Source organism: Mesorhizobium australicum WSM2073 (assembly GCF_000230995.2).
GTDB classification, from domain to species: Bacteria; Pseudomonadota; Alphaproteobacteria; order Rhizobiales; family Rhizobiaceae; genus Mesorhizobium; species Mesorhizobium australicum.
In genome coordinates, this window is sequence record NC_019973.1 from 564,844 (window position 1) to 589,738 (window position 24,895).

Below are 24,895 nucleotides of genomic sequence, written 5' to 3' on the forward strand. Positions count from 1 at the left end.
CGCGCAAAGGATGCTCTAACATGTTTGAATCTATGCATCGTGCTTTCCGAAAATCGATTCCGATTTTCGGGCCGATGCATTGGCTTGCGCCCGGGTCCGGGCCGGCCGCGCCAGAAGGCGATCGAAATAGCTATTGACGCGCTCGGAGTCGATCGGGAAACTGCCGGCACGCGCCCAGCCGCCCATGTCGCCGAGCAGCACGTCGACGGCGGAAAACCTGTCGCCGAGCGCGAACGGCTTGTCGCCGAGCCGGCGCTCCAGCGCCTTGACCTCCGTGGCGAAGTCAAAGGCCGCGGCAGGACCGACATCGACCCGCACTTCCCTGGGCAGGAGGAAACGGTGGCGCAATTTGTTCCACAGCGGCGCCTCGAACTCGCTCTGGGCAAAATGCATCCAGGAATCCATTTCGGCGCGGCCAGCGAGACCGGGATTGGCGCCCATACCTTTATCGGCGTGCTTGTCGGCGAGATAGACGCAGATCGCCGCCGAATCCGTCACCGTCAATTCACCGTCTATGAGGATCGGCACCTTGCCCGACGGACTGAGCGCATAGGCTTCGGGCGAGCGCAGCTTGACCTCGACGAACTCATAGGGCTGGCCGAGTTCCTCCAGCATCCAGAGGACGCGACTGACCCGGGATCCGCGCGATCCGACGGCCTTGTACATCGTTGAACCCTGCCTTTCCCGAGCAGCCTAGTGCATCCGCGGCCGTCATACGATCGTGTCGAAGAGCCGCAGGATGAACGATATCTGGTAGATCAGCGCCGCCGCGACGAAGGCGATGTGGAACCGGCGGTCGCGCACCAGGATCGCGACGACGCACAGCACGACGAAGACCGGCGTGCGGAACAGATACTCGGTGCCGAAGCGTGCGAAATGCTCAGGCCCCTTCAGCAAAGTGTCGACCACGTCGAGCAGGTAAGTCGCCGCCAGCAGGCCGAAGAACCAGGCGCGGCGCGAATAGAAGAAATCCTCGTAGCTGGTGTAGTCGAGCATCGAATCCGGAAACAGCAGCGCGCAGAGCAGGAACAGGGTGATCGCGTAGAAGATGATGAACAGGTACTTGCCGAAGGTCCAGGTTTCGATGGTGTAGAGGCCGAACTCCCACCACCAGAAGTGCACCAGCATCAACAGCACCGAGGCGACCCAGGCCAGATGCACGGGGTAGAGACGGTATTGGCCGGGATGCTGGACAATGCGCGCCACCCCCGACAGCAGGCGCGCGACGCCAAGCCCGATCACCATGCCCATGACGATGCGAATATGCGGGAAAATGTCGTGGGCGGAGGCTATTTGCTGGTCCATAGGCAGCTAATAATGCTCTCGATGCTATGAAAAAGCTCTAGCGGACCACGTGGTGCTATTCGCGAATAAGCTGATCCGATGACCACGGCGTGCCGGGAAAATAGTCATGGTCGAGAATTTCCCTGATCGAATACGGACAGTCCGCGGGGAAATTGCCCTCCCTCAGGCCGGTCTCGTCCGCCGCCTTCAATCTCGCTATTTTGAATTCTCGTCCGAGCCGCTGTCCCGGATAGGCTTTCAAGCTAGGGCTTTCAACGAGCAGATCTTCGATCTGAAATCGCTGCTCGCGGATGGTCAGCAACCATCCAGTTTTGCGCCTTTCGGGCTGAAATTCCCATTTGAGCAAATGCAGGAGCAAGGTGCCAAGTCTACTCGCAATTTCTCTTTTGTCGCTCCGCCCCAAGCTCTCGATCTCCTCCGCCAGGTTATCGCGATCGAGGTCTGAGAGGCGACCTTCGCGCAACAGCGCGCCTTGCTCGGCGCACCACTGAGCATAATCGGCCTCATAGGGCGTCAATTGCTGTTTTCGAAAAATCTTGTTCATTTAAGTGATATTGCTCTCAAAGCACGTAATTTCCAAGCCAAACGGAAAAGGTAGACCCTTATCCGAACCCTTCGGCGCAACATTCCGCTGCCGCAGTTGACGAAGCGCATGCGCTTTCATGGCGGTTCATTGCCCATTCATGAATTTCAGCGGAACGTCTCAAAACAGAAAGTACCTTTGCGCCATCGGCAGCACGGTCGCTGGCTCGCAGGTCAAGAGTTCGCCATCGGCGCGAACTTCGTAGGTTTCCGGATCGACCTCGATATGCGGCGTGGCGTCGTTGAGCACCATCGAGTGCTTGCCGATGCCGCCGCGCGTGTTTTCGACGGCGACGAACTGCTTGTCGACGCCGAGCCGGCCGTGCAAACCGGACTCGAGCGCGGCCTTCGAAACGAAGGTCACCGACGAATTGGTCCGGGCTTTGCCATAGGCGCCGAACATCGGCCGGTAGTGCATCGGCTGCGGCGTCGGGATCGAGGCGTTGGGGTCACCCATCGGGGCGGCCGCGATCATGCCGCCGATCAGCACCATGTCTGGCTTGACGCCGAAGAAGGCTGGGTTCCACAGCACCAGATCGGCGCGTTTGCCGACCGCGATCGAGCCGATGTCCTTCGACAGGCCATGCGCGATGGCCGGATTGATGGTGTATTTGGCGATGTAGCGGCGGACGCGGAAATTGTCGTTGTCGCCCGTCTCCTGCGGCAACGACCCGCGCTGGCGCTTCATCTTGTCGGCCGTCTGCCAGGTGCGGATCGCCACCTCGCCGACCCGGCCCATGGCCTGGCTGTCCGACGAGATGATCGAGAAGGCGCCGATGTCGTGCAGGATGTCCTCGGCCGCGATGGTCTCCTTGCGGATGCGGCTTTCGGCAAAGGCAATGTCCTCGGGGATCGACGGCGACAGGTGGTGGCAGACCATCAGCATGTCGAGATGCTCGGCGAGCGTGTTGACTGTGTAGGGCCGCGTCGGGTTTGTCGAGGACGGGATGACGTTGGGCAGGCCGCAGACCTTGATGATATCAGGCGCATGGCCGCCACCGGCGCCCTCGGTGTGGAAGGCATGGATGGTGCGGCCCTTGATCGCCGCCACCGTGTTCTCGACAAAGCCGCTCTCGTTGAGCGTGTCGGTGTGGATCATCACCTGCACGTCGTAATCGTCGGCCACCGACAGGCAGCAGTCGATCGCCGCCGGCGTCGTGCCCCAGTCCTCGTGCAGCTTGAGCGAGCAGGCGCCCCCCAGCACCATCTCCTCGAGCGCGGCCGGCAACGAGGCGTTGCCCTTGCCCGACAGGCCGATATTCATCGGGAAGGCGTCGAAGGACTGGATCATGCGTGCCATGTGCCACGGCCCCGGTGTGCAGGTCGTTGCCAGCGTGCCATGCGCCGGACCGGTCCCGCCGCCGAGCATGGTGGTGATGCCCGACATAAGCGCTTCCTCGATCTGCTGCGGGCAGATGAAGTGGATATGCGCGTCGAAGCCGCCCGGGGTCAGGATCTTGCCCTCGCCGGCGATGATTTCCGTGCCGGGGCCGATGATGATGGTGACGCCGTCCTGCGTGTCCGGATTGCCGGCCTTGCCGATGGCCGCGATGCGGCCATCCCTTAAACCTATATCGGCCTTGAAGATGCCGGCGCTGGCATCGATCACCAGCGCATTGGTGATGACGGTGTCGACCGCACCTTGGGCACGGGAAACCTGGCTCTGACCCATGCCGTCACGAATGACCTTGCCGCCGCCGAATTTCACCTCCTCGCCATGGATGGTGAAATCCTTCTCGACCTCGATGAAGAGTTCGGTGTCGGCTAGCCGCACCTTGTCGCCGACCGTCGGGCCATACATCTGGGCGTAGGCGGCACGCGTTAGTCTGGCCATCAGCGGTTGCTCCCGAAATGCGGTGTTGGTGAAGCCGGGCTGCACATTGCCGCCCTCCAATGGTCACGCAATGACCCGCTGGGCGACACCTTCCGGACCCATTTGGCGGTTGAGGTTGAAGGGTCACCCCAAAACGACCGTTTGCCAAATCGATGGAAGGAAAATCCATGCGCAAAACGACAATTCTTGCAGCCGCCGCCAGCCTGATGCTGGCGGGTGCCGCCAGCGCCCAGCAGCAGCCCGCGCAACAGCCCGCCCCGACTACGCCGGCTCCAGCCGCGCCCGGCGGTCAGCAGGCCGCGCCGGCGATCCAGAGCGTCAACGTGATCGACATTAGCGAGTTGCCGAAGGACACCCAGACGCAGGTCAACCAGGTCATCGCCCAGCGTGGCGATGCCGGCCTGCAGAAATTGCGCAGTTCGATCGATGCCACCCCCAAGGTGAAATCCGCCCTCCAGGCCAAGGGAATGACGTCGGCCCAGGTGGTTGCGGCCAGCATGGAGCCGAACGGCGCGCTGACCCTGATCACCAAGAAAGCCAGCTGAAGAGCCGGCGCGGCGGGCCGGTATCCGGTCCGCCCACCGAACCGGAGAGGGAACCGTGACAGGGCTGGGGACGTTTCGTTTCAAAGGTCTTGAAGCAAACTGCGAAAGCGAACGATGACCCTCGACGCCCTGCCCGATGCCCGATGCCATGCGCGATGGTTGCATGTCATTGCCGCGGCTGCGTTTCTGGCGGCGAGTGTCCCGCGGGCGGCGCTCAACGCGCAGGGCCTGGAAAGTCCCGAGACCGTCGACCGCATCGTCGGATCGCAAGTCAACCAGGAAGAGGCCAAGACGACCGCTGAAATCGGAAAAGTCAGTTCGGCGATCGACCGCACGCGCGAAAACATCAGCACGGTGCGCAAGACGTCCAAGCTCGACAAGGTCGATATCGTGTTCCTCACCGACGCGGCGCGCAGCGAAGGCGGCCCGCCGCCGGCCATCGAGAACAAGGTTCGGCAGCATCAGGACGATGTCACCGAGCTGCGCAAGGAGATCGAGGCCAACGCCCTGCTTTTCAATGCCCTCGATTCGCGGCGCGTCCTTGCCCAGGACGTTCTCGCCGTGGAGTTCGACGATCCGGGAAAGATCGTCATCTATGCGGCCGCCAAGCCCCCGGGCTGAGCCCCACGCAGCGCTTGCGCCCGCTGGCCTTGCCGGCCACGCATAAAAAGCCCTCACAGCTTGCCCATCACCTTCTGCTGGAAGCCATGGATTTCACGCTTGCCGCCAAGCGGCACCAGCGTGACGTCCCGTTCCTGCCCCGGCTCGAAACGCGTGGCGGTGCCGGCGGCGATGTCGAGGCGCATGCCGCGCGCCCGTTCACGATCGAATTTCAGCGCCTCATTGGTTTCGTAGAAATGATAGTGGCTGCCGACCTGGACCGGCCGGTCGCCACTGTTGGCCACTTTCAGGATGACGGTCGGCAGACCCTTGTTGAGCTCGATGTCGCCTTGAACGGGGATGATTTCGCCTGGAATCATGGGACCTCACACGACGCCGAAGGCGAGGCCGATGCCGATCGCCGCGCAGGCGGCGCCCATGACGCGGGCCACGCCGCGGGACCTCATGCCGAGGCCAAGCCCGACGGCGATGCCGATCGCATGGAGCAGCACGGTGGCGACGGCAAAACCGGCCATATAGTCGAGGCCGCCGGCATTTTCCGGCACGTCCGTGCCATGGGCATGGCCGTGCAACAGCGCGAACAGGCCGATGATGGCGACACCGGCCGAAACAGGCAGATCGACCGCCAGCGCCACCAGCAGGCCGAGCGCCACGACGGAGGCCAGTATACCCGGCTCGACGAAGGGCAGCGGCACATGGGCCATGCCCAGGGCCGCGCCACCCAGCATGACGCCGACGAACGCCGCCGGCCAGACCCAGATCGCCTTGCCGCCCTTGAGGGCTGCCCACAGACCGACGGCGAGCATCGCCGTCATGTGGTCGAGGCCCGACAGCGGATGCGTGAAGCCGGCCATGGCGGAGGAGGTCGTGCCGATGCCGACATGGGCGTAGGCAGGCATGGCCGCGGCCACGAGCAGGATCGCCGAGAGGCACAGGCGTTTGACGGGGATCATTTTACTTGCCTTTCGTTTTGCGGTGTCACGCGGCCTTGCGGGGGCCGCAGCCCTCGGCCTTGAGCACGCGTTTGGTCGAAGCCGGATATTTCTTCTGCATCGCGGCGGGGCGGATCGGCCGGGCCGTAAAATTGCCGCCGCAGTTCGGGCAGACGCCGCCAAGCACGCTTTCGACGCAGCCGGCGCAAAAGGTGCACTCGAAGGTGCAGATCCGCGCATCCGTCGCTTCCGGCGGCAGGTCCTTGTCACAGCATTCACAGTTCGGGCGCAGTTCAAGCATGTCTCTCTCCTCACCGGATCGGTTCGTGCACGGTCACCAGCTTGGTGCCGTCGGGAAAGGTCGCTTCCACCTGTACGTCATGGATCATCTCGGCAATGCCTTCCATCACCTGCGCGCGGCTGACGACATGGGCGCCGGCCTCCATCAGCTCGGCCACCGGGCGGCCATCGCGGGCGCCCTCGACGACGAAATCGGTGATCAGCGCGATCGCTTCTGGATGATTGAGCTTGACGCCGCGCTCCAGCCGCTTGCGCGCCACGATCGCCGCCATGGCGATCAGCAGCTTGTCCTTTTCCCTTGGCGTCAGGTTCATGCGTCTTCCTGAAGTGATGCGGACACAGTCACAGTGACCATAATTTGGGCAGCCCCGCTTTTCCGTTGAGCAATCCGACGAGCGGGACCAGCCGCTGGCGCAGCTGGTAGCCGTCCCCGGCGTAAAGCCTCGCAAGAAGCTTGCCAGATGTCTTCACGGTCCAGACGCTGGCGCCGCCCCGGTCGCCAATGATCTCCCTGGCCTGATCGAGCAGGGCTTCCGCGCGCGGCGACACCAGCAGCAGCGTGGCCACGGCGATCGCGCCATTTGCTATCGCCGGACGGGCCATGATGTCGGCGATATCAGGTCCGATGCGGAAATCCTCGGCGTGGATGAGGGTTCCTTCCCTGCGGATACGCCAGCGGTCGCGAAAAGTGCCCTGTGTGGCACGTTCGCCCATGGCCAGGCGGCCGAAGACGGCCGCTTCCAGCACCAGCGCCTCGGCCCCCGCGGCAAGCTCGACGTCCAACGTACGGACAAACGCGGCGCGATCGAAGACGATGGTTTCCTGCGGCAGCCAGGCGATGCTGCCGTTCTCTCCGACGGTCAGCCTGACCCGGACTTCGGCATGGTCCGATGCGGCGCGATAGACTTTTTCGCAGGCCTGGGTCGTTATCCCCGCGCTGGCATGCGGGCCGACATCGACATCCCAGCCGAGGCGGTCGCCGCCGGTCAGCCCGCCGGCGGTGTTGATCAGGACGGCCTCCAGCGGGCCGGCCGAAACATACGGCAGCCTTATCTTGGCGGAGCCGTCCTGATAGAGGCGCCGCAGCCGCGTGCGGCCGTCAATGCTGGCGCAACCTAGCCGCGCCTTGCCCGCCGCGCGCTGGGCCAGCTGACCTGAAAACCTGGTATTTTCGATCGTATCCACGCCGTCAGGTTAAGCACTGTGGCGCTTTTGTCGACATATAGCTTGTTGCTTGATGGCGTTTCCGTTTCTATAGAGGGAACCACCTTGGTACGGTCAGGCGACGCTTGGCGGAGGGATAAGGCGAAGATCGCGGCCTGATATCGAGGACAAGAAGGCGCCGTTCAGTTGGCGTCGGGAAACGACACAGTGGGGAAGAAACCGAATGGCTGACCAGCTGGCAGCGGACATCATCGAGAAGATCAAGGCCCATGCCGAGCCGGGCGGCGAGGAAATCACCACCACAACCGAATTGACGGCGCTCGGCATCCATTCGCTGGAGCTGACCGAGATCATCTTCGACCTCGAGGAGCAATATGGCATCGAGATCGAGATGAACACGGTCGATGCCTGGAGCAACCTGAAGAACGTCGGCGACATGGTCGAGGCCGTTCGCGCGCTGATCGCGAAAAAAGCCTGACCGAATGCTGAAGCGCGTCGTCATTACCGGCATCGGTGGACTGTGCGGATTGGGCACCGATGCGCAGGCAATCTGGGCCGAGATGCGGGCCGGCCGGTCGGCGATTGGCCCGATCGACAACCCCTTCCTGCACGACCTGAAGGTCAAGACCGGCTGCGAAATCAAAGCCCTGCCGGATCACGGCATCGAGCGCAAGCAACTGGTGTCGATGGATCGCTTCAGCCTGCTGGCGGTGCTAGCGGCGAAAGAAGCCATGCGGCAGTCCGGATTGGTCCCGCATGCGGACAACACCTATCGGATGGGAACCATTGTCGGTGTTGGCGTCTGCGGCTTCGAGACCGTCGAGGAGAATTATCGCGCCATCCTGCTCGAGGGCAAGAATCGCGCCGGTATCTTCACCGTTCCAAGAGTGATGCCGGGCGCCGCCGCCGGTCAGGTCAGCATGCATCTGGGTTTGCGCGGACCGGTGTTCGGCGTCACTTCGGCCTGTTCGTCGGCCAATCATGCCATCGCATCGGCGGTCGACCAGATCAGGCTCGGGCGCGCCGACGTGATGGTGGCCGGGGGCACCGATGCGCCGCTGGTGTGGGGCGTGCTGAAGGGCTGGGAGGCGCTGCGTGTGCTTTCGCCCGACACATGCAGGCCGTTCTCGGCCGACCGCCAGGGGCTGGTGCTGGGCGAAGGCGCCGGCATGGCGGTTCTGGAAAGCTACGACCATGCGATGGCACGCGGCGCCACCATTTTGGCTGAAATCGCCGGCGCCGGCCTTTCGGCCGATGCCTCCGATATCGTCGCGCCGACCGTCGAGGGGCCGGAAGCGGCGATGCGCTTCTGCCTGGCGGATGCCGGGCTCAATCCCGAAGACATCGACTACCTTAACGCGCACGGCACCGGCACCAAGGCCAACGACCAGATCGAAACCCTCGCGATCAAGCGCGTCTTCGGCGACCATGCGCGCGCGCTATCCGTCTCCTCGACCAAGTCGATGCACGCGCATTGCCTCGGCGCCTCGGGCGGGCTGGAGATGATCGCCTGCGTCATGGCGATCCGCGAAGGCGTCGTGCCGCCAACGGCGAATTACCGCGAGGCCGATCCCGACTGCGATCTCGACGTCACGCCGAATGTCGCGCGCGAGCGCAAGGTGCGCGCCGCCATCAGCAATGGCTTTGCCTTTGGCGGCACCAATGCCGTGCTGGCCTTCAAGGCAATCTGACCCCGGGCGGTTACCACCGGCCGGGCGGTCACCACCTGGCCGCGCGGTCACCACCGTTCGCGCGGTCCGAATTGGGTGACTGTCCGTGCGTGGTGAAAGCGGCGCCGCCATATTGATCCGGCCTCGCCGCAGCCCTAATTCTTGGCCGACCCGCCAATATCGCACCGCTTGGTGCGCATCCCCCCGCTCAGGAGTTCCCGATGGCCGACCTGTCCGCCTTTCCGATCGCAAGCCGCTGGCCGGCCAAGCATCCGGACCAGATCCAGCTCTATTCGGCAACGACGCCGAACGGCGTGAAGATCTCGATCGCGCTGGAGGAAATCGGCCTGCCCTATGAGCCGCACCTGATCAACATCGGCAAGAACGAGAGCTGGACCCCGGAATTCCTGTCGCTCAATCCCAACGGCAAGATCCCGGCGATCATCGATGCCGACGGACCGGACGGTGCGCCGATCGGCCTGTTCGAATCCGGTGCGATCCTGCTCTACCTGGCGGAAAAGACCGGCCTGCTCATGCCTGTCGACGCGGCGCGGCGCTACGAGACGATCCAGTGGGTCTTCTTCCAGATGGCGGCGATTGGGCCGATGTTCGGCCAGGTCGGGTTCTTTCACAAATTCGCCGGCCGCGAGATCGCCGACAAGCGGCCGCTGGAGCGCTACCGCGACGAATCGCGCCGCCTGCTCGGCGTTCTCGACGTCAGGCTGAAGGGCCGCAAGTGGATCATGGACAATGACTACACCATCGCCGACATCTCGCTGCTCGGCTGGGTGCGCAACCTGATCGGCTTCTACGAAGCCCGCGATCTGGTCGGCTTCGACGATTTCGCCAATCTGGCAGCCTGGCTGGAGCGAGGCCTGGCGCGGCCGGCGGTGCAGAAAGGCCTGACCATTCCGGCGCGAGGCTGAACCCGTCAGCCCACGGGAAGAGCGGCCTACTTTGCTTTCGCCTTGGGTCCGCCCCTGCCGACCACGGAGGCGGCAAGGGATGCCACGCCCCGCGCTGTGGCCACGACCGCGCCGGCGGCGACATTGGCCGCGGTGCGAACCTTCGAGCCGCCGCCTGCTTTCGAGCCGCCGGCCACGGCCGGCTTCTTCGCCTGGGCGGGCTTGGCGGCCGCTTTCGGCACGGTCGCTTTCGACCCTGGCACGACTTTTTTCGGCGCCGCCTTGCCGAAGGCCTTCGCATCCTTGGAGCGCTGGGCGATCGCCGGGCCAGCCCCGGCCGTCGACTGCGCCCTCGGTTGTGCCGACTTGCCCCTGGCGGGCTTTTTTGCGTTTGTTGCCATCGGACGGAATCCCTCTTCTGGCATGATTGCCTGATCGGGATAACGCGTTGTAAGTCTTAAGGTTCCGGCCGAAAAATACTGAAAATTAACCGGGTTGACCAAAGACCAGGTCGGCCGCCCGGCGCCGCGCAAGCACGCGTTCGATGTTGGGCATGTCGTTGGAGGCGATCCAGGCGCGCGCATCCGCCTCGGAACGTCCATGCTCGTGCCAGCGTTCCATCAGGCGGCGTTCGAGCTCGTTGCGCGGCACGTCGACGAAGATCGAGAAATCGAACAGCGGCGCCAGGCGCAACCACGGCTCCTCGTCTAGCAGCAGGTAATTGCCTTCCACCAGGATGAACTTGGTCTCGGCGCCGACAATTGCCGCGGCGGCGCGCGACAATTCCATGCCGCGGTCGAACACCGGAATGGCAATCTCGGCCTCGCCGGCGCGGATGCGCTTCAAAAGCGTCTCGAAGCCGCCAAAGTCGAACGTGTCGGGCGCGCCCTTTCGCGCCCGCAGACCGCGCCGCTCGAGCACGATGTCGTCATAGTGGAAGCCGTCCATGGGCACGACCTCCACCGCGCCTTCCGGCAAAAGGTCATGCAGGCTTGCCGACAGTGTCGACTTGCCGGCGCCCGGCGGCCCGGCAATGGCGACGATGAAGCGATTTGCCTTGCCGGCACGCTTGAAGATGGTGGCGGCGAGGTGGGCGATTTCGGACATTTTTCGGCTCCTTCCGCAGATTTTGGACGCATCTTGTCGGCGGTCGCTTGAAATTTCAAACCGCGATTTGCACGATTTAGAGCGACCGGTTGTGGAGTCAGCAGTGGCGACTGCGATTAGTCCGTTACGGCTTTGTCTTCAGCGCGCCGCTGGCTGGCCGATACGCAGAAATTCGCTATCGAACGGGACCTCCGATGCCGCGGCGCCAGCCAACCGCAGGTGGCCACCCGCCGTGGTGATCGCGCGCGGAGGCCCGCCACCCGACAGGGGCAACGCACCGATGACATGGCGGAACGAGACGCGATCCTGGCCGAGCTCGAACGCGGTCGCCACGCCCTCGCGCTTCAGCCAGTTGTCGCCCAGCGAGGCGGCGTGGCCGACCGCGGTGCGCCCATCCTCGATGCCGAGCACGCCGAGATGGCGGCCGCTCCACGGCGCGTAGTCGCGCCCGCCATTGCTGAACCACAGCATGGTAACAGGCAGTTCGGCCGGGTTCTTCAGCACCAGCACCAGATCGTCCTCGGCCTGGCGCGCCAGCGCGGTCCAGCCCGGCCCGCCATGGTCGGCCTCGACCAGGGTGAGGAAATCCTCGCGCCGGTCATCCATGCGGTAATCCGTCAGATCGAGCGTGCCGCCGCCGGCAGCAGGGAAATGCCCGAGGTCCGACGACCGACCGGGGTAGGCCAGCATGAAGCGGCCGCGCGCGGGGTCCGGCTCCAGCGGATCGGCTGGCGTGGCGGCAAGCCGCTTCGGCGAGAAAGCCAGACTGCCGCCGCCTTTCATTGCCGTCATCGGGTGATGGGCGACCGAGATCGCGCCGGACCCGCCGGAAAACACATGTTCCTGGTAGAGAAAAGGATGGTTGTCGCGCAGCGTGAAAATCTTGTCGACGCTGGCGCCCATCACCTTGTGGCGCAGCCGGAAGACCGCGCGCCAGCCACCATCCGTGGCGCCGCTGTCGACCACATCCCAGGCGCTGTTGGCCGGCCAGCCATGCAGCGGCGCCTCCTCGACATCGCTGCGCGAAAACGGCGCGCACAGAAAGTCGCCGGAGAGCCTGACGGTGCCTCGCGGCAGGTCTGGAGGCAGCGTCTCGCCCGCGTCGACCCAGGGTGCACGGTGCAGCGGCTTCAACCGGCGCGCGCCGCTCTCGATGACCATGTCGGCGATGTGGCCAACCGTGAGGTCGAGCGAAACCGAAATGCCCTTGGCGTTGATCGTGACTGTATCCATGGATCTCTCACCCGAATCCGACGGGTGCCAAGAAGAACCCGTTCGGCGCACCGCGCAAGCGCGCGGGCGCGTATTTTGCATCGGTTTTGCGCTCGCCGTCGTCGGAAATGCGAGCTCATTGCCGCTTGTAGTCCCGCACCGGCGATTTCGTCCCGTCGGTATAGGTCACCTGCACCGACATCGAAGTCACGCTTTCGACGACCTTGAAATAGGGCTGGAAATCATCGGGGATGGCGTAGGGGTCCCTGGCATTGCAGGGCGGCATGGGAAGGGTCTTGTCGAGCGCGGCACCATTCAGGCTGTAATGCACTTCCTTGATGGCGCAGCGGTAGGACAGCATCTGCGTGAAATAGACCAGCCCATGATTGCCGCTGGCGTCGAAGGCGATCCATGACGTCCAGAACTGGTCGAGGATCTGCTTGTTGCCCTGTTGCAGGGCGGCATCCGGGTCGAAGTCTATGTCGAACGGGCCGGTCTCGCGCCCCCTGATGTCGAGGTATTTGATCGCGATCGTGGTCTGCGCCGTGCTGTCGGGCAATTCGAAGCTCGGATTGGGCATCGGCTTGCCGGTTCGCTGGTCGTTGAGCGCCAGCAAGCCGGTGTCGGTGAAGGGGCCGGTGCCGCCAAGACGCCAGGATATCGCGGTCGCCGGCTCGGGCAGCGAAATGGTCATCGACCAGCCCTGGTTGGAACGCATCGGCGTCAGCGACGGCGCGAAGCGGGCGGGGTCGAGCACGTCGCCAAGGGCCGCCAGCCGGCTGCGGCCGCGGTCCAGCCAGTCGGCAAGCTGGGTCTGGTCGACGAAATATCCGAGCAGCCCGCCATCCTTCTCGTAAGAGACGAACTTGGTCAGCGCCTGGGCTTCGCTGCGCTTATCGGCCAGCGTCTGGCTGCCGAGCCGATCCTCCGAGAACTCCTGCGCCAACAGGAAATAGGCGGGCGCATAGTCCGGATTGGCGGCGATGAAGGCGTTGAGCTTGTCGAGCCGCTGGGTATCGTCGAACTGCAGCAGGTGGACGAGCTTGATCGATGGCGCCTTGGCTTTCTCCGCGAGCTGGCCGAACACCTCGCGGGCGCCGGCCTTGCCATCCTGGACCCGCAGAAGTGTGGCAAAGCGCGTATAGGGGTCGATGGCGTCGACATCGAAGCCGGCAAAGGCGAGGTAGGAGCGCCGCGCGTTGAGCATGTCGCCCGAGAGCTCGTAGACGCGGGCATTGTGGTAGAACTCGTCCGGCCGCTTCGGCTCGGCGATGGCGCCGCCTTGCGCGGCCAAGGTGGCAAACCCCTTGGCTATCGTGTCGATCGAGGCGGCGATCTGCTCAGTCGTCGCCTGAAGCTTTTCGGCCTGGGCCACTTGCTGCTGCTGGCCGCCCACGAGTGTCTCGGTGGTTTGCTTGACCGCTTCGACGGTCCTTTGCGTCGCGGCGCCTTGGGCCGCTTGCTGCTGCTGGGCGGAGGCGATCTGATCGGTTTTCTGGGCAACCGTGTCGGTCGATTTCTTGACCTCTTCGACGGTCTTCTGGGTTTGCGTGACCGTCTGCTCGATCCTGGCCACCTTTTCGGCGACGATGCCAATCGACTGCTGCAGTTGGGCGATCGCCGGCACCAGGCTGGCGATGATGCCGTTCTGCGAATTGGTCTCCTTCTGCACGGCGTAGACGCCGCCGGCAACCGCCGCCGCACTGGTGGCGAACACCAGCGCCGGCAGCGCCTTGGCCGCCAGCACGAGCCTGAGCACGATGGCAATGGCGATGATGACGGCCGCGATCGAGGCAGCCAGCGCGATATAGGCGGCGAACGGCGCCAGCGGGTTGAGGATGTCGGAAACGGCGCCGCCGATGAAGGCGATGCTGCCGGCCCATTTGCCGGTGCGGCTGAGCGACGCCCTGATCAATGACGGCGCGGCGCCAGCCCCAATGTCAGCCATTTTGCGAGCCCCCCTGCCGCCAGATGCCACGCTCCTTCCCACGGGAAACGCGGCTTTGGCAAGGAAAGACAGGAAACGGGCGATTTCGGGGCGGTGGCAAGGCTTGGTTCCTCTCCCTGGCCTCTGGCGGGTGGGGAAACAGGTCGCGCCGGCACTCGACATTCCCGGGGCTAACCGGCATTAACCAAATGGACGCACCCGCCGCGTTACGTTAGCTTCGCCTTATCTCAGCAACAGCATCGCCAGAACAGTCCAGCCCTTGTCCTTGCCGCGTCTCTTTCCGCTCTTCCAGAAAATCCTGGCTGTCCTGGCCCTGGCGGCCCTGACGGCCGGCTGCTCGACGACGGCCCCGCCCGACAGCGTTCTGGCCGTGCCGGCGCCGCCGCAGAAATACGCGGCCATCGTCGTCGACGGAAAGAGCGGCAAGCAGCTGTTCGAGGTCAATTCGACGGCGCAGCGTTATCCGGCCTCGCTGACCAAGATGATGACGCTCTATCTGCTGTTCGAGGCGATGGAGACCGGCCGCGTCACCAAGGAAACGCAAATCCCGGTTTCCGACCACGCCGCCTCGCAGCCGCCAACCAAGATGCGTTTCCGGCGCGGGGAGACGATCGATGTCGATTCCGCCATCCGCGCCATCGTCGTCAAATCGGCCAATGACGTGGCGGTGGCGGTGGGCGAATATCTCGGCGGCTCTGAAGACCAGTTCGCCGCCATGATGACATCCAAGGCGCGCCAGCTCGGCATGAGCAGCACCACCTTCCGCAACGCATCGGGCCTGCCCGACGACGGCCAGATGACGACCGCCCACGACATGGCGGTGCTCGGCATGTCGCTGCAGCGGCGCTTCCCGCAGCACTTCCATTATTTCTCCGAAAGCGACTTCATGTTTCGCGGCCGGCTGGTGCGCGGCCATAATGACATGCTCGGCCGCGTGCGCGGCGTGAACGGCATCAAGACAGGCTATATCAGGGCTTCCGGCTTCAACATCGTCACCTCCTACGATGCCGACGGCCGCCAGCTGATCGTGGTGGTGATGGGCGCCGACAGTGCCCGCCAGCGCAACGACCATGTCGAAGCGCTGATCCAGCGCAGCCTGTCGCCCACCATGGCCGACACCAAGACCAGGCTGATGTTCGCCGAACAGCAGTGAAGTGAGGCGTGATCCGCGCAGCGGACAAAAAGCCACTTGCCTGGCTTTTTGAACGACGAACGGTGAAGGCACGGTCCGCCCAAAGTGCAAGGAGCCTGCGAAGGGCCGGCCGCCATCCAGGTCGTGCCTTGGTCCCCGCGAAAACCACGCCGCCGGCTACCATCTTGCGACTGTCACGCAATCGTGCGGAAGACGTGGCATAGGCTGCGAATCCGACAGTGGATAAGCGCCGTCGCCTCAGCGTATCCTAACTTACAGCGCAGGAGCCCATCATGAGCACCGTTCCCAAGGCATCCGAGCAGAAGTCGGCCGACAATGAGAACGACAGCGGCGGCGAGTATTTCGAGGCGCCGACCACGCAAGAGGATTTGCACGAGGTTTCCGACGAGCATTTCGACACGCCCGAAGTGCCGGACTCCGAACCGTCAGGCCCCGGCGCATCACGGCTGAAGCCGAAGAAAAAGCCATCGGCGATCTCGGGCCGCAAATTCCGCAAGCGCGACCTTGTGCGCATCGACACGCTGCGCCCGAGCCTCGCCGACCGCATTCATTCGGACCACCCCGACCTGCCCAAGGGCGCGCGCATCAGCCGCGAGGAGCTCGGCCGCTACCGCATGCGCTACATGGAGGAGCTCTTACAGCAGGAGCACGGCGAATTCTCCGAGCTCGACCGCCAGGTGGTGGAATCGATCGCCCGGCAGGACACGATCTCGGAGAACAGTGAAGAAGAATTCGAGGAGCACCGCTCCTTCGCCGACCGCGTTTCCGACAACATGGCCGCATTCGGCGGCAGCTGGTGGTTCCTGATCTCGTTCGCCAGTGTGCTCCTGGTGTGGATCGGCATCAACCTGATCGCGGGCATGGCGGGGGCCTTCGATCCCTACCCCTTCATCCTGCTCAACCTGCTGCTGTCCTGCATCGCCGCCGTCCAGGCGCCGATCATCATGATGAGCCAGAGACGGACGGAGGCCAAGGATCGGCTGCGCTCCTTCAACGACTACCGCGTCAACCTCAAGGCCGAACTGGAAGTCCGCCACCTGCACGAAAAGCTCGACTACCTCATCTCGCGGCAATGGACGCGGCTGGCCGAGATGCAGCAGATGCAGCTCGATGCCATGCATGAGCTGGCGAGCGCCAAGAAGGCAAAGCGGGCGGTGCGCGGGCGGCGGCCGGTGAAGAGCCCGGTAGAGCAGTAAGGGGGTGAGGAGTGGTCTGTGTAGCGGACGAAAAGCCAACTGCTTGGCCTTTCGAGCTTCGAACGCCCTGAGCCTGCGAAGGGCGGGATGCCGTACGCGAGGCCCAGACGCATCAAGCCAAGTTCGCAACGCCGCCAATTGCCCGTTGAAGCCCGCGCCCGCTTCCGCTAAGAAGCCGTGACTTGCCGGTTTGCCGGCTGGTTCGTTTTCCGGGCTCTTCGCCCTGAAAGCACCCGTAGCTCAGCTGGATAGAGCGCTGCCCTCCGAAGGCAGAGGTCACAGGTTCGAATCCTGTCGGGTGCGCCAGTCTCAGCATAAATATCAAATAGTTATCCGATCACGATTTTCGCAAGTGTCCTCGTGTTTTTTGCGCGGAAGCACTACGGAAGCACAATAGACCGTACCAATTTCGACGTACCTTCCTGTGGAAAAATGCAATGGAGCTCTGCTCGACGATGACGCGGTAGCCGAAGGCTGCCCATTTCGTTCGGGGGAGAGTGTTTCTAGCGCTGTGTTGACCTAAGGATGTGAGGCTTAGTGGCGGTACCGGTCCGCGACGAAGACGGCAAGCCGCAGGGCCACATCTCCATCGATGAGTCGGCTGCGGAAGCCCCGCACAGGCAGAGCGCGTATATGCTGCACCCCGGACAACATGTCGGGACCAGGTTTTTAGTTCACAGCGGGGCGTTCATGGACTACTTTAGAGGTATTCATGGAATAGCCAATTTGCTCTTAAAACATTGTTTTAGAACGCTTGTGCAGCGTGATTGGCCGATTCCAAGGGGGGACTGGTTCTAGATAGAATGGTTGGGATCGGCTTTTTTCGCAGCATCGACGCGAACCAAAAGGATCCTCGCCAATGGAAAAGGCGCCTGAACTCATCACTACTCTGGCCAACACGCCGGCCGTCATTCTCGCCCTTATGATCGCGCTCGCAGCCTTCGGCTTGGCTGCCTTCACGATCTGGGTCGTTCACGAGCACACCAAGCCGAAGGGGAAGCGCTAATGGCCCTGCAGAACTTCGTCCGCCTGCCGAATGCCTGGATCGAGGACCGTGGCCTCAAGGGCTTCACCTGGGGCAGGGAGAACCGAGTCGAGTGCCTAGCTGCTCTCATGACGCTCATGGTGATCGCTCAGCATACCGACCAGGAGACGGGTGCGGTGAAGATCACCTACGATAACCTGCATCGCGCGACCGGCCTCAGCCGGACGACGATCGCGGCCGGGCTCGGCCTCCTAGAGACGCGTTTCATCGAACGTGGTGACCGGCAGAGCGAGTTCCGGCTCCGCGACTTCGACCCGTTGCGTGGCTATGCGCTGCTGCCGGCGAAGCCGCTCTATAACAGCAAGGGCCAGATCGACTTCTTCCAAGAACTCAAGTTGCGTAGGCAGGTCGAATTGAATGCCATCAAGCTCTACCTTCTGATCGTCTCCAGGCGCGACAGAAATAACAATCTGGCGCATATTACGCACCAGAAGATCGAGGAATACACCGGCATCCACCACGACGACATTAAGCGCGCGGTGAGCTTCCTCGCTGGCAACGGAATGGTCCACGTGGAGCACCTGCCTAGGCATATCAGCCAGTACGGCTACTCAAGCGCGTATCGTCTTGTGCACCTCCACACCTACCAGCACATGGGCACGGTCGGCCGGAACCTTGACATCGCTGACTTCGAACCAGTCATGGCGCGGATTGGGCCCGACGTTTTTTAGCGCCATCGCGAGCGCCATCTCCCACTCTTTTGAGAGCTAAGTACTGGCGAGAACTGAGGGGCGACCGATGAACTTTGAGGACGAAGAGCGCGAGCGGGAGACTGATCTCCTGATGCATCTGGCGCGACACGAGCTCGGCCACCACGTTATGGCGCGGATCGTCGGCTTTAAGGTTGGCGACTTCAAGATCGGCCAAGACACGCTGCAGATATACGGCCCCGGCGGTTCGTCTTCGACGAACATGATGCGACCGTTGCGCACCAAAGAAGAAATCGTCACCTACTCTCGCGATCGATGCAAGGTAGCCCTTGCTGGCGTGTTAGCCGGAGAGATGGAAGACGCCGTCATAGTAGAGGCGCAGTCCGAGAACAAGTTGGAACACGGCGGAGGGCAAGACGACTACACCAAGGCAATAGAAAACATTCAGTTGCTCCGCAACATCCTCTACCCGGACAGCGACATCGAAGAAGCCACTAAAGAGGTGCACGTGCTGCTCAAGGAGCTCTGGATGGAGACCATTCAGATCATCAGCGCCGAGGGGTTGATGATCGAGCAGCTCGCCACGGAGCTTGTCGAGCGGAAGATGAAGACGCCCAAAAAGGCGCTCATCCTGACGGCTGAGGAAATGGCTGAGCTTCCCCTGCTTAAAGAGCGCTTCGGGTAGCAGTGGTGGACGATCTCGGAAGAGTGAACTGCCAAGGCAGGAGGTCTTTCGTGGTAGGGGTACGCTCGCCGCGCAGGCCTTTTATCAAGGCCTGGAAGCCCATTGCCTGGAAATCCGACCGACCTGCACCTATCTTGGCGACCACGCCGATGGCATCGAAGACACGGCAGCGGCCAAGGCGCTGGCGGATCGGCATGCCGGATGGGCAGCGGACATGCCGGCCAATGTGGCGGACCTGTGGGGCTGCATCGCCGCGCTTGATCCCGCCAGCGTCCTGGCGCTGTTTGCGCATTGCGCCTCACTGACCGTCAATGCCGTCAAGCAGCCTTGGGAGCGCAAGCTCCGCGCTTACGAGACGGCGGACAGGCTGGCGGCAGCGCTTGGGCTCGACATGACGGCACATTGGACGCCCACCGTGCGCACCTATCTCGGGCGGATCACCAAGGCGAACATCCTCGCGGCAGTTGGCGAAGCTGTCGGCGGTGAAGCGGCGGAGAGGCTTGCGGCGTTGAAAAAGCAGCCGATGGCCGAGGCCGCCGAACAGTTGCTGGCCGGGACCGGTTGGGTACCCGCGCTGCTTCGGACCATGAAGCCCGCGACGGTTGCCGGTCAGCCCTATGTCGAGGCCGGGGACGCTGTGGCGGACGAGGCTTCCGCTGCCGACCAAGTATCCTTGGGCGACACACATGCGGCCTCTTCCGAGGGCGACGGTGCGAGCAAGGCAGGTGAGGGCTTCGACGTCGCCGCCGAATGAAGGGCAGTACCCGGGCCGTTAGGGCGGCTCCGGTTACGGCTAGAATTTCCGGCCACGCTGTTCAGCGTGGCTGGGGACCTCGACCGCACGACATGGGAAACACGGCAAGCGGTGGCGGCTCCTTTCCTGGCGATGCCTCGTCCATCGCAAGCCTATTTGCAGCTTGTGGCGAGTACCACGGCAGTCCATCGGTCCAGCTTGAGGCGCATCCGCCCTATTGCTGAGCTCGACTATGCCCGTATTGCATTATGCGGATCAGGTGCTTGGATCGGCGTCTGGCTGGAAGATGTGAAAGTCTGGGCGTCTTGGCTGCAGGTTCTTTCCATTGTGCGACAGGCGGGGCGACCGGCAGTGAGCGCGTTTTGCCTTCGATTTCCATTGTCTCTGCGGACAGCACCACCGTCTTGCCGGCAGGTACTAGTGCTTTCGGACCGGCTCACGAACCTCTTACGATCTGAAGGCGAAGCGCTACCAAGTAGCCATTGTGGTGGTTCCTGCTGTCTGCTGGTTGGCCACGCCCACTGCGTCCTCGAATGGACTGGGTCTGACCGAAAACCGGCTTCGCCTCGATCGACTTCCTGCAACGCCCAGCGCTGGCTTTTTTCCGCCGCCGGCCCAAGAGGCCGGCTTTGCATCGCGAGGCAAAAAAGCCAGCGCTGGCCGCCTTCCACTTCGTTCCAGCCCAAACCACCCCATTGCGCAAGCGCAACGGGGACCCCGGTGGGTGCAGACCGATCGTCTCCGGTCTCAAGACCCCCATCGAGGTCGCGATCGGCGCGGCCCGATCCAACAGAAGGAACCACCACAATGGCCACCATCGGCATGTTCACCAGCACCGCAAAGGGCTTCAAGGGCTCGGTCAAGACCCTCAACCTCAACGTCAAGGCCGTCGATTTCGTCCCCGCCGAAGGCGACAATGAAAAGGGTCCGGACTACCGCATCTTCGCCGGCGCCACCGAGTTCGGCGCGGCTTGGAAGAAGACCTCGCGCGAGGCCGCGACTACCATTCCGTCAAGCTCGACGATCCGAGCTTTCCCGCTCCGATCTATGCGAGCCTGGTCGAGACCGAAACGCAGGGCGAGTTCTCCCTCATCTGGTCCCGCCGCGCCGCCGAGTGAAATCGGCACGAAGCAAAAGACAAGCCCCGTCCGGTGGACGGGGCTTCGCCATGTTCAGATCCGCCACGACCCAAAGGATAGTCAGTTCGACGCAGCAGGCTAGGCCTTGGCAGCAATTTTGCGCGGTTTCTTGGCCGGCGACTTCGCGGCCACCGGTGTTGTCGCCGCGGCGACCACCCGAGCAGTCCGTTTCGGCTTGGGTGTCATCGCTGGCGCGGGCTCTGCTGGCTTACGCCCGAGCCCGGCAGCCTTTGCCAACGCCGAGCGAGTGGCAGCATAGCTCGGTGCTACCATCGGATAGTCGGCAGGCAGGCTCCACTTCTGCCGGTATTCATCAGGGCTGAACTTGTAGTGCACATTGAGGTGTCGCTTCAGGGATTTGAACTTCTTCCCATCCTCTAGGCAGACAATGTAATCCGGCGTCACCGATTTCCTGATCGATACATTGCATACGACATGGAAAAGGCACGGGCAGTCCGCATCGCTATCGAGGCGGGCTACATTCACAGCCTCGTGACCAGCCAGGCGATGGCGCAGGAACTTCTCGCATCAAAATGATGCGCCGCGGCCGTTCAACGAAGCGCACTCGGTGGGGGTGACGTTTGCCGGCCTAAACAGACCTTCCCCGCACCTCGGCATCACTTCAAGTTCTCCGAGGCTCCGGGCAAGCCATCATTGCGCGTGTTCCGCGCCGATCGCGAAAGTTCAGGTCCGTGGGTCGGACTGCCAGCTTCTGGATATCGACGTGCAGACAAGCGGCGAGGTAGCCTAAATTCTCGTACGGCGTTCAACATTTGATCGCACGCATGAAGTTTCAGAGGCACTCGACAAGCTATGCCGATAGGAATTTCAATTAGAACGTCGCGGGCAAAGCGACAGGACCAGATGAATCAACTCGGACTGGGTTCGACATCCGGTCTTGGAGAGAATGCTCTTCATACGCTGTCTGACGGTCGAGATGGCAACCTCTCGCGATTCAGCGGCTCGCTGAAGTGAATTCCCAGCGGCAATTGCATCGACCAGTTGCGCTTCCGCCTTGGACAGCGAGGCCGTTGTAGCGAAAGTCGCAAACGCCAACGCATCGATCCCCTCGCCGCGGATGAACAACTCGACCACCATCAAGCTCGGGCCGTAAGCTGCGCCGAGCCCGGTGTGGATTGCGTCGCGAAAGAAGCCTTGCCCATTGCGAATGGAGACCGAGAGCCAAGTATCAGACGCCACGTCGCGTTCGAACAGAAAGGCGCTTTCCCTCCCCGTCGAAAGCAGCCGCGATAGTTCGATATGAAACCGCCGGTCGAGATCCGGCGAGTCAAATGCAAGACGCCCCCGGACAAGGCGTGCCGGCCTCTTCCGTCTCAGCATTTCGATGCAGGGCGAGTTTGCAAATGCTACCGTCCCATCCTCCGCATCGATCACCAGGGTCGCCGTCCGCCAGTCCGGACACAGGAGGGGCAGTATTTCGTTGCCCACGGTCTTGGTGCCTCCCGCTCTGCACAATTCAAAGATCGATCCACCCATCTGCCCGGGCCATCGGTAAAATCTGTTGAAGCAGCGCCGGCTTTTCACACCGCGATCGCGCGTCGGTTCATTCCTCGTCCTGATCACAAGGTGCCATGCGTGACACCAACGTGACTTGGCGTGGCGGCACTACCATTTGGTAGTCGCAAACTATTGAACTGATGTCATTGATCTTGCTGGCTTGAACGAGCTAGCAGCGTGAACTCAAATTACTTGAACCGCGAAAGCATTCGGATAATGTTGTGATCGGGAACAAAGAACCTGAAAAATGACGATAGTAGGGGAACCGTCAGTTCGCATAATGGGCACTCCAGCAATCGCTGGACGGCCCGCCGGGGCGTTTTTTCCAAGCAAAGCTTTTCAACTGGTTGCCATACTTAGTCTATCCCCCTCCGGAAGGGTATCCCGTCGGGAGATCGCAGATCTTCTGTGGGCGAGCAATTCCGAGGGGACGGCGCTTTCAAACTTAAGGCAACTTATTGCCCGGATTAAGAAAGCCATCCCCGTCGAAAAAAGACTCTTGGAGGTTGATGCCTATTCCGTGACCCTTGGGCAAGATCGAGATGAGATAGATGTTTGCCGTCTTTTGTCGAGCGCCGGCCATGACAATCCATCCGCATGCGTCGATGCTATGCCATTGGTTCGAGGAGACTTGCTCGAGGGCGTCGATGATATGACCGATCAATTCTCACATTGGCTGGCCAGAGAACGTGTAGCCCTTCGGGACCGGCTGTTCCTCATGGTCCAGGCATGTCTAATAGAGCTTACAAAGTACGGTCGAGCGCCCGAGAAGAGCCTTAAGCTGATTGCTGAGAGAATGCTGACCTTCGAGCCGGAGCGGGAGCAAAGTTACCGCGCGCTCATCGAGGCTTACGGCCGTAACGGGATGCTCGACGAGGCCAGGCGTATCCATGGCACGCTCTGCGTCATGCTGCAGCGCGAGTACGGATTAACACCGTCGCCTGAAACGGTAGCCGTGACCCGGCGCGTCTTTGCCTCCCGCTTTTCATACGGTCCGGCGATAGCACCAATCAACCCGACAGACGAACGGCCGCGCGTCGCCTTTCTTTCGCCCTTGCGCCTTGACATGACCCCACACGGCGACTTGATCAAATTCTTTGTCGAGGACGTTGCCAACGAGTTGGGCCGGAATCGCGCCTTCCTGGCCCTGGCGCCACACAGTTCCTTCAAGATCGATCATCATTCCGGAATGCCGGTCGACAACTCGATTTTGCGCGCGGACTACACAGTCAGCGGCTTTATAAAGCCGGACAAGGGAGTAACCGCGCTCGCCTTGCGGATGGCGAAATGCTCTGGCGGAGAGGTGGTATGGGCCGCGGAGTTTCCGATCGATGCCGAAGGGTTGTCGAAATCCTTTAGCCTTCTGTCGCTTCGAATAGCTGCAAATCTCGGCTCTGCGATCGAACGCGATCGTTTGGCGGCCCCTCGGGCCAATTTCGGCGGCAGCTCATATCTACATTATCTCGAGGGGCAGAAGTGGCTTTCCAATTGCGACCTTCCCAAATTGCGCCGAGCCCGCAAGTCGTTCAAACAGTCGGTCGATACAAATCCTGCCTTCGCTCCGCCCAGGGCACGCATAGCGCAGACGCTCTATCTCGAATGGATACAGCTCGGCGGACGTGATCCGGACCTGCTGAATGTGGCCCGCGAACAGTCCGACATTGCCCTGGCGTTGGACCCCAACGATGCCATTGGATATTGGATGAAGGCCACCGTAGCTCTTTATCAGCGCGATTTCGAAGAATGCGAGTCGAGGTTGGCAGAGGCCGAAGCCCTATGCCCGAATTCAGCGGATCTGCAACTCCAGTACGGCGATGCACTATCTCATCTTGGCGACCCGGACACGGGTTGGCGCAAATTCGAGCGGGCGCTCGACTTGAATCCACTTCCACCGGATCACTATTGGTGGGCGGGCGCCAGTATCGCTTTCCATCAAAAGGATTACCAGAAAACCATCGATCTCTGCGGCAAGCTCGCCGACGATGAACCCGTCCTGTCAATGCTGGCATCGACCCATGCATTGATGGGTGACCTGGGCCGTGCTCGTGACTACGCAAGCAGGATCAAAGATCTCTTTCCAGGTGGAATGGCGATCGAGAAGAGTGCAACCGTCGTTCCCGATCGTCTGGAAGATCATCGACGATTGAATTTAGAGGGCCTCAGATTGGCTGGGGTTGTATGAAAAGGGGGATTAAATGGCGAAAGTTTACGTTATTGGCGACAAGGACGAAGGTGTTCTGATTGTCATGCTCGACCCACTACGCGCGGCCCTGGTGACAAAGAAGGAGATTCAAAGCTACGGAGCGAGTCATAACAAGACCTATACGCAGGCGCTTTCTTATGTCGCAGCGGCTATTCACGGCCTGATCCGCAAGACGGATGGTAATGGTGACACACCTGACGATTTGGACGTACTCTCGCATATTTCCATAGAGTACTTACTCTCTACAGGAAAAATGATTACAAACGCGGAATTTTGTTTCGTGTCTGAAGTGGATGATAAGAAATGGAAGACCTTCCGCAATGGGTTCGTTCCAATCAAGCCGACGATCGGAACATTGCTGGAGTCTGCGCCGCTCTTTGCGTCAGGGATGCCAATAGCAGAACTGGCGCAGGACTGAAATAAGACC

At 62.1% G+C, this 24,895-nt stretch carries 27 protein-coding genes, 1 tRNA gene and 2 pseudogenes; 15 read left to right on the top strand and 15 right to left on the bottom strand.

Translation table 11 applies throughout. The annotated features are described in order from the left end of the window. Positions 1-30 precede the first annotated feature (30 nt). The 4 genes from MESAU_RS02645 to ureC all read right to left on the bottom strand — a co-directional run bounded on the left by MESAU_RS02645 (position 31) and on the right by ureC (position 3,721). Positions 31-666, bottom strand: a complete 636-nt coding sequence (locus MESAU_RS02645; protein ID WP_015314501.1) for a glutathione S-transferase family protein — start codon at positions 664-666, stop codon at positions 31-33. A gap of 45 nt (positions 667-711) precedes the next feature. Further along, positions 712-1,305 carry a hypothetical protein gene (locus MESAU_RS02650; RefSeq protein ID WP_015314502.1) on the bottom strand — a complete coding sequence of 198 codons (594 nt, stop codon included), beginning with the start codon at positions 1,303-1,305 and terminating at the stop codon, positions 712-714. A 55-nt stretch (positions 1,306-1,360) separates the two neighbouring features. Next, a complete protein-coding gene (locus MESAU_RS02655) occupies positions 1,361-1,849 on the bottom strand; it encodes a DUF29 domain-containing protein (RefSeq protein ID WP_015314503.1) in 489 nt (162 codons plus the stop codon). A 159-nt stretch (positions 1,850-2,008) separates the two neighbouring features. Next, complete coding sequence (ureC, locus tag MESAU_RS02660) at positions 2,009-3,721, bottom strand: urease subunit alpha (RefSeq protein ID WP_041163593.1); 1,713 nt, start codon at positions 3,719-3,721, stop codon at positions 2,009-2,011. 167 nt (positions 3,722-3,888) lie between these two features. Between ureC and MESAU_RS02665 the strand changes: the two genes are divergently transcribed. Then, positions 3,889-4,266, top strand: a complete 378-nt coding sequence (locus tag MESAU_RS02665) for a hypothetical protein (protein WP_015314505.1) — start codon at positions 3,889-3,891, stop codon at positions 4,264-4,266. Positions 4,267-4,380: 114 nt separating this feature from the next. Beyond that, a complete protein-coding gene (locus MESAU_RS02670; protein ID WP_015314506.1) occupies positions 4,381-4,887 on the top strand; it encodes a hypothetical protein in 507 nt (168 codons plus the stop codon). 53 nt (positions 4,888-4,940) lie between these two features. Here MESAU_RS02670 and MESAU_RS02675 read toward each other — a convergent pair whose 3' ends face one another. The 5 genes from MESAU_RS02675 to MESAU_RS02695 are packed head-to-tail and all read right to left on the bottom strand — an operon-like array spanning position 4,941 to position 7,304. Then, on the bottom strand, positions 4,941-5,246 hold the full coding sequence (locus MESAU_RS02675) for an urease subunit beta (protein ID WP_015314507.1): 306 nt from the start codon (positions 5,244-5,246) through the stop codon (positions 4,941-4,943). A gap of 6 nt (positions 5,247-5,252) precedes the next feature. Further along, positions 5,253-5,840: a HupE/UreJ family protein gene (locus tag MESAU_RS02680; protein ID WP_015314508.1), complete on the bottom strand. Its 588-nt coding sequence runs from the start codon at positions 5,838-5,840 to the stop codon at positions 5,253-5,255. A gap of 25 nt (positions 5,841-5,865) precedes the next feature. After that, positions 5,866-6,120 (bottom strand): DUF1272 domain-containing protein, encoded by a 255-nt coding sequence (locus MESAU_RS02685; protein ID WP_015314509.1) that lies wholly within the window; start codon positions 6,118-6,120, stop codon positions 5,866-5,868. Between the two features lie 10 nt (positions 6,121-6,130). Next, positions 6,131-6,433, bottom strand: a complete 303-nt coding sequence (locus MESAU_RS02690; protein ID WP_015314510.1) for an urease subunit gamma — start codon at positions 6,431-6,433, stop codon at positions 6,131-6,133. A 28-nt stretch (positions 6,434-6,461) separates the two neighbouring features. Beyond that, positions 6,462-7,304, bottom strand: a complete 843-nt coding sequence (locus MESAU_RS02695; RefSeq protein WP_015314511.1) for an urease accessory protein UreD — start codon at positions 7,302-7,304, stop codon at positions 6,462-6,464. Positions 7,305-7,506: 202 nt separating this feature from the next. Between MESAU_RS02695 and MESAU_RS02700 the strand changes: the two genes are divergently transcribed. From MESAU_RS02700 to MESAU_RS02710, 3 genes are all read left to right on the top strand, one after another. Continuing rightward, positions 7,507-7,761, top strand: a complete 255-nt coding sequence (locus MESAU_RS02700) for an acyl carrier protein (RefSeq protein ID WP_015314512.1) — start codon at positions 7,507-7,509, stop codon at positions 7,759-7,761. Positions 7,762-7,765: 4 nt separating this feature from the next. Further along, entirely contained in the window at positions 7,766-8,974 is a 1,209-nt protein-coding gene (locus tag MESAU_RS02705; RefSeq protein ID WP_015314513.1) for a beta-ketoacyl-[acyl-carrier-protein] synthase family protein, read from the top strand. Between the two features lie 200 nt (positions 8,975-9,174). Then, positions 9,175-9,879 (top strand): glutathione S-transferase family protein, encoded by a 705-nt coding sequence (locus MESAU_RS02710; RefSeq protein ID WP_015314514.1) that lies wholly within the window; start codon positions 9,175-9,177, stop codon positions 9,877-9,879. Between the two features lie 26 nt (positions 9,880-9,905). Here the strand turns inward: MESAU_RS02710 and MESAU_RS02715 are convergent, their stop codons facing one another. From MESAU_RS02715 to MESAU_RS02730, 4 genes are all read right to left on the bottom strand, one after another. Next, positions 9,906-10,259, bottom strand: coding sequence for a hypothetical protein (locus tag MESAU_RS02715; RefSeq protein WP_015314515.1), 354 nt, complete (start codon positions 10,257-10,259; stop codon positions 9,906-9,908). A gap of 85 nt (positions 10,260-10,344) precedes the next feature. Beyond that, complete coding sequence (locus MESAU_RS02720; RefSeq protein ID WP_015314516.1) at positions 10,345-10,965, bottom strand: nucleoside triphosphate hydrolase; 621 nt, start codon at positions 10,963-10,965, stop codon at positions 10,345-10,347. Between the two features lie 138 nt (positions 10,966-11,103). Then, a complete protein-coding gene (locus MESAU_RS02725) occupies positions 11,104-12,198 on the bottom strand; it encodes a hypothetical protein (RefSeq protein ID WP_015314517.1) in 1,095 nt (364 codons plus the stop codon). A 115-nt stretch (positions 12,199-12,313) separates the two neighbouring features. Beyond that, positions 12,314-14,125, bottom strand: a complete 1,812-nt coding sequence (locus tag MESAU_RS02730) for a hypothetical protein (protein WP_015314518.1) — start codon at positions 14,123-14,125, stop codon at positions 12,314-12,316. Positions 14,126-14,384: 259 nt separating this feature from the next. On the opposite strand from MESAU_RS02730, the gene MESAU_RS02735 reads away from it, so the two are divergent. The 8 genes and pseudogenes from MESAU_RS02735 to MESAU_RS02765 all read left to right on the top strand — a co-directional run bounded on the left by MESAU_RS02735 (position 14,385) and on the right by MESAU_RS02765 (position 20,726). Further along, complete coding sequence (locus MESAU_RS02735; RefSeq protein ID WP_041163258.1) at positions 14,385-15,278, top strand: D-alanyl-D-alanine carboxypeptidase family protein; 894 nt, start codon at positions 14,385-14,387, stop codon at positions 15,276-15,278. Between the two features lie 272 nt (positions 15,279-15,550). After that, positions 15,551-16,474: a DUF1003 domain-containing protein gene (locus MESAU_RS02740; RefSeq protein WP_015314520.1), complete on the top strand. Its 924-nt coding sequence runs from the start codon at positions 15,551-15,553 to the stop codon at positions 16,472-16,474. Positions 16,475-16,703: 229 nt separating this feature from the next. Next, positions 16,704-16,780, top strand: a tRNA-Arg gene (locus MESAU_RS02745). A gap of 553 nt (positions 16,781-17,333) precedes the next feature. Next, positions 17,334-17,480, top strand: a complete 147-nt coding sequence (locus MESAU_RS31025) for a hypothetical protein (RefSeq protein ID WP_015314521.1) — start codon at positions 17,334-17,336, stop codon at positions 17,478-17,480. Then, positions 17,480-18,190, top strand: coding sequence for a hypothetical protein (locus tag MESAU_RS02750; protein WP_015314522.1), 711 nt, complete (start codon positions 17,480-17,482; stop codon positions 18,188-18,190). Before MESAU_RS31025 ends, MESAU_RS02750 begins: the two co-directional genes overlap by 1 nt. 67 nt (positions 18,191-18,257) lie before the next feature. Beyond that, positions 18,258-18,854 carry a zinc metalloprotease gene (locus tag MESAU_RS02755; RefSeq protein ID WP_015314523.1) on the top strand — a complete coding sequence of 199 codons (597 nt, stop codon included), beginning with the start codon at positions 18,258-18,260 and terminating at the stop codon, positions 18,852-18,854. Positions 18,855-18,918: 64 nt separating this feature from the next. Then, positions 18,919-19,608, top strand: a pseudogene (locus MESAU_RS02760) (chromosome partitioning protein ParB); the annotation flags it as partial. Positions 19,609-20,415: 807 nt separating this feature from the next. Continuing rightward, a pseudogene (locus tag MESAU_RS02765) lies at positions 20,416-20,726 on the top strand (DUF736 domain-containing protein). Between the two features lie 99 nt (positions 20,727-20,825). Here MESAU_RS02765 and MESAU_RS29780 read toward each other — a convergent pair. Together MESAU_RS29780 and MESAU_RS02775 are read right to left on the bottom strand one after the other, a co-directional pair. After that, entirely contained in the window at positions 20,826-21,263 is a 438-nt protein-coding gene (locus tag MESAU_RS29780; protein ID WP_083882945.1) for a Ros/MucR family transcriptional regulator, read from the bottom strand. A gap of 312 nt (positions 21,264-21,575) precedes the next feature. After that, positions 21,576-22,244: a helix-turn-helix transcriptional regulator gene (locus MESAU_RS02775; protein WP_041163260.1), complete on the bottom strand. Its 669-nt coding sequence runs from the start codon at positions 22,242-22,244 to the stop codon at positions 21,576-21,578. Positions 22,245-22,875: 631 nt separating this feature from the next. Here MESAU_RS02775 and MESAU_RS02780 point away from each other — a divergent pair. Then, positions 22,876-24,447 (top strand): BTAD domain-containing putative transcriptional regulator, encoded by a 1,572-nt coding sequence (locus MESAU_RS02780; protein ID WP_051041224.1) that lies wholly within the window; start codon positions 22,876-22,878, stop codon positions 24,445-24,447. A 13-nt stretch (positions 24,448-24,460) separates the two neighbouring features. Continuing rightward, positions 24,461-24,886, top strand: a complete 426-nt coding sequence (locus MESAU_RS02785) for a hypothetical protein (RefSeq protein ID WP_015314528.1) — start codon at positions 24,461-24,463, stop codon at positions 24,884-24,886. Positions 24,887-24,895 lie beyond the last annotated feature (9 nt).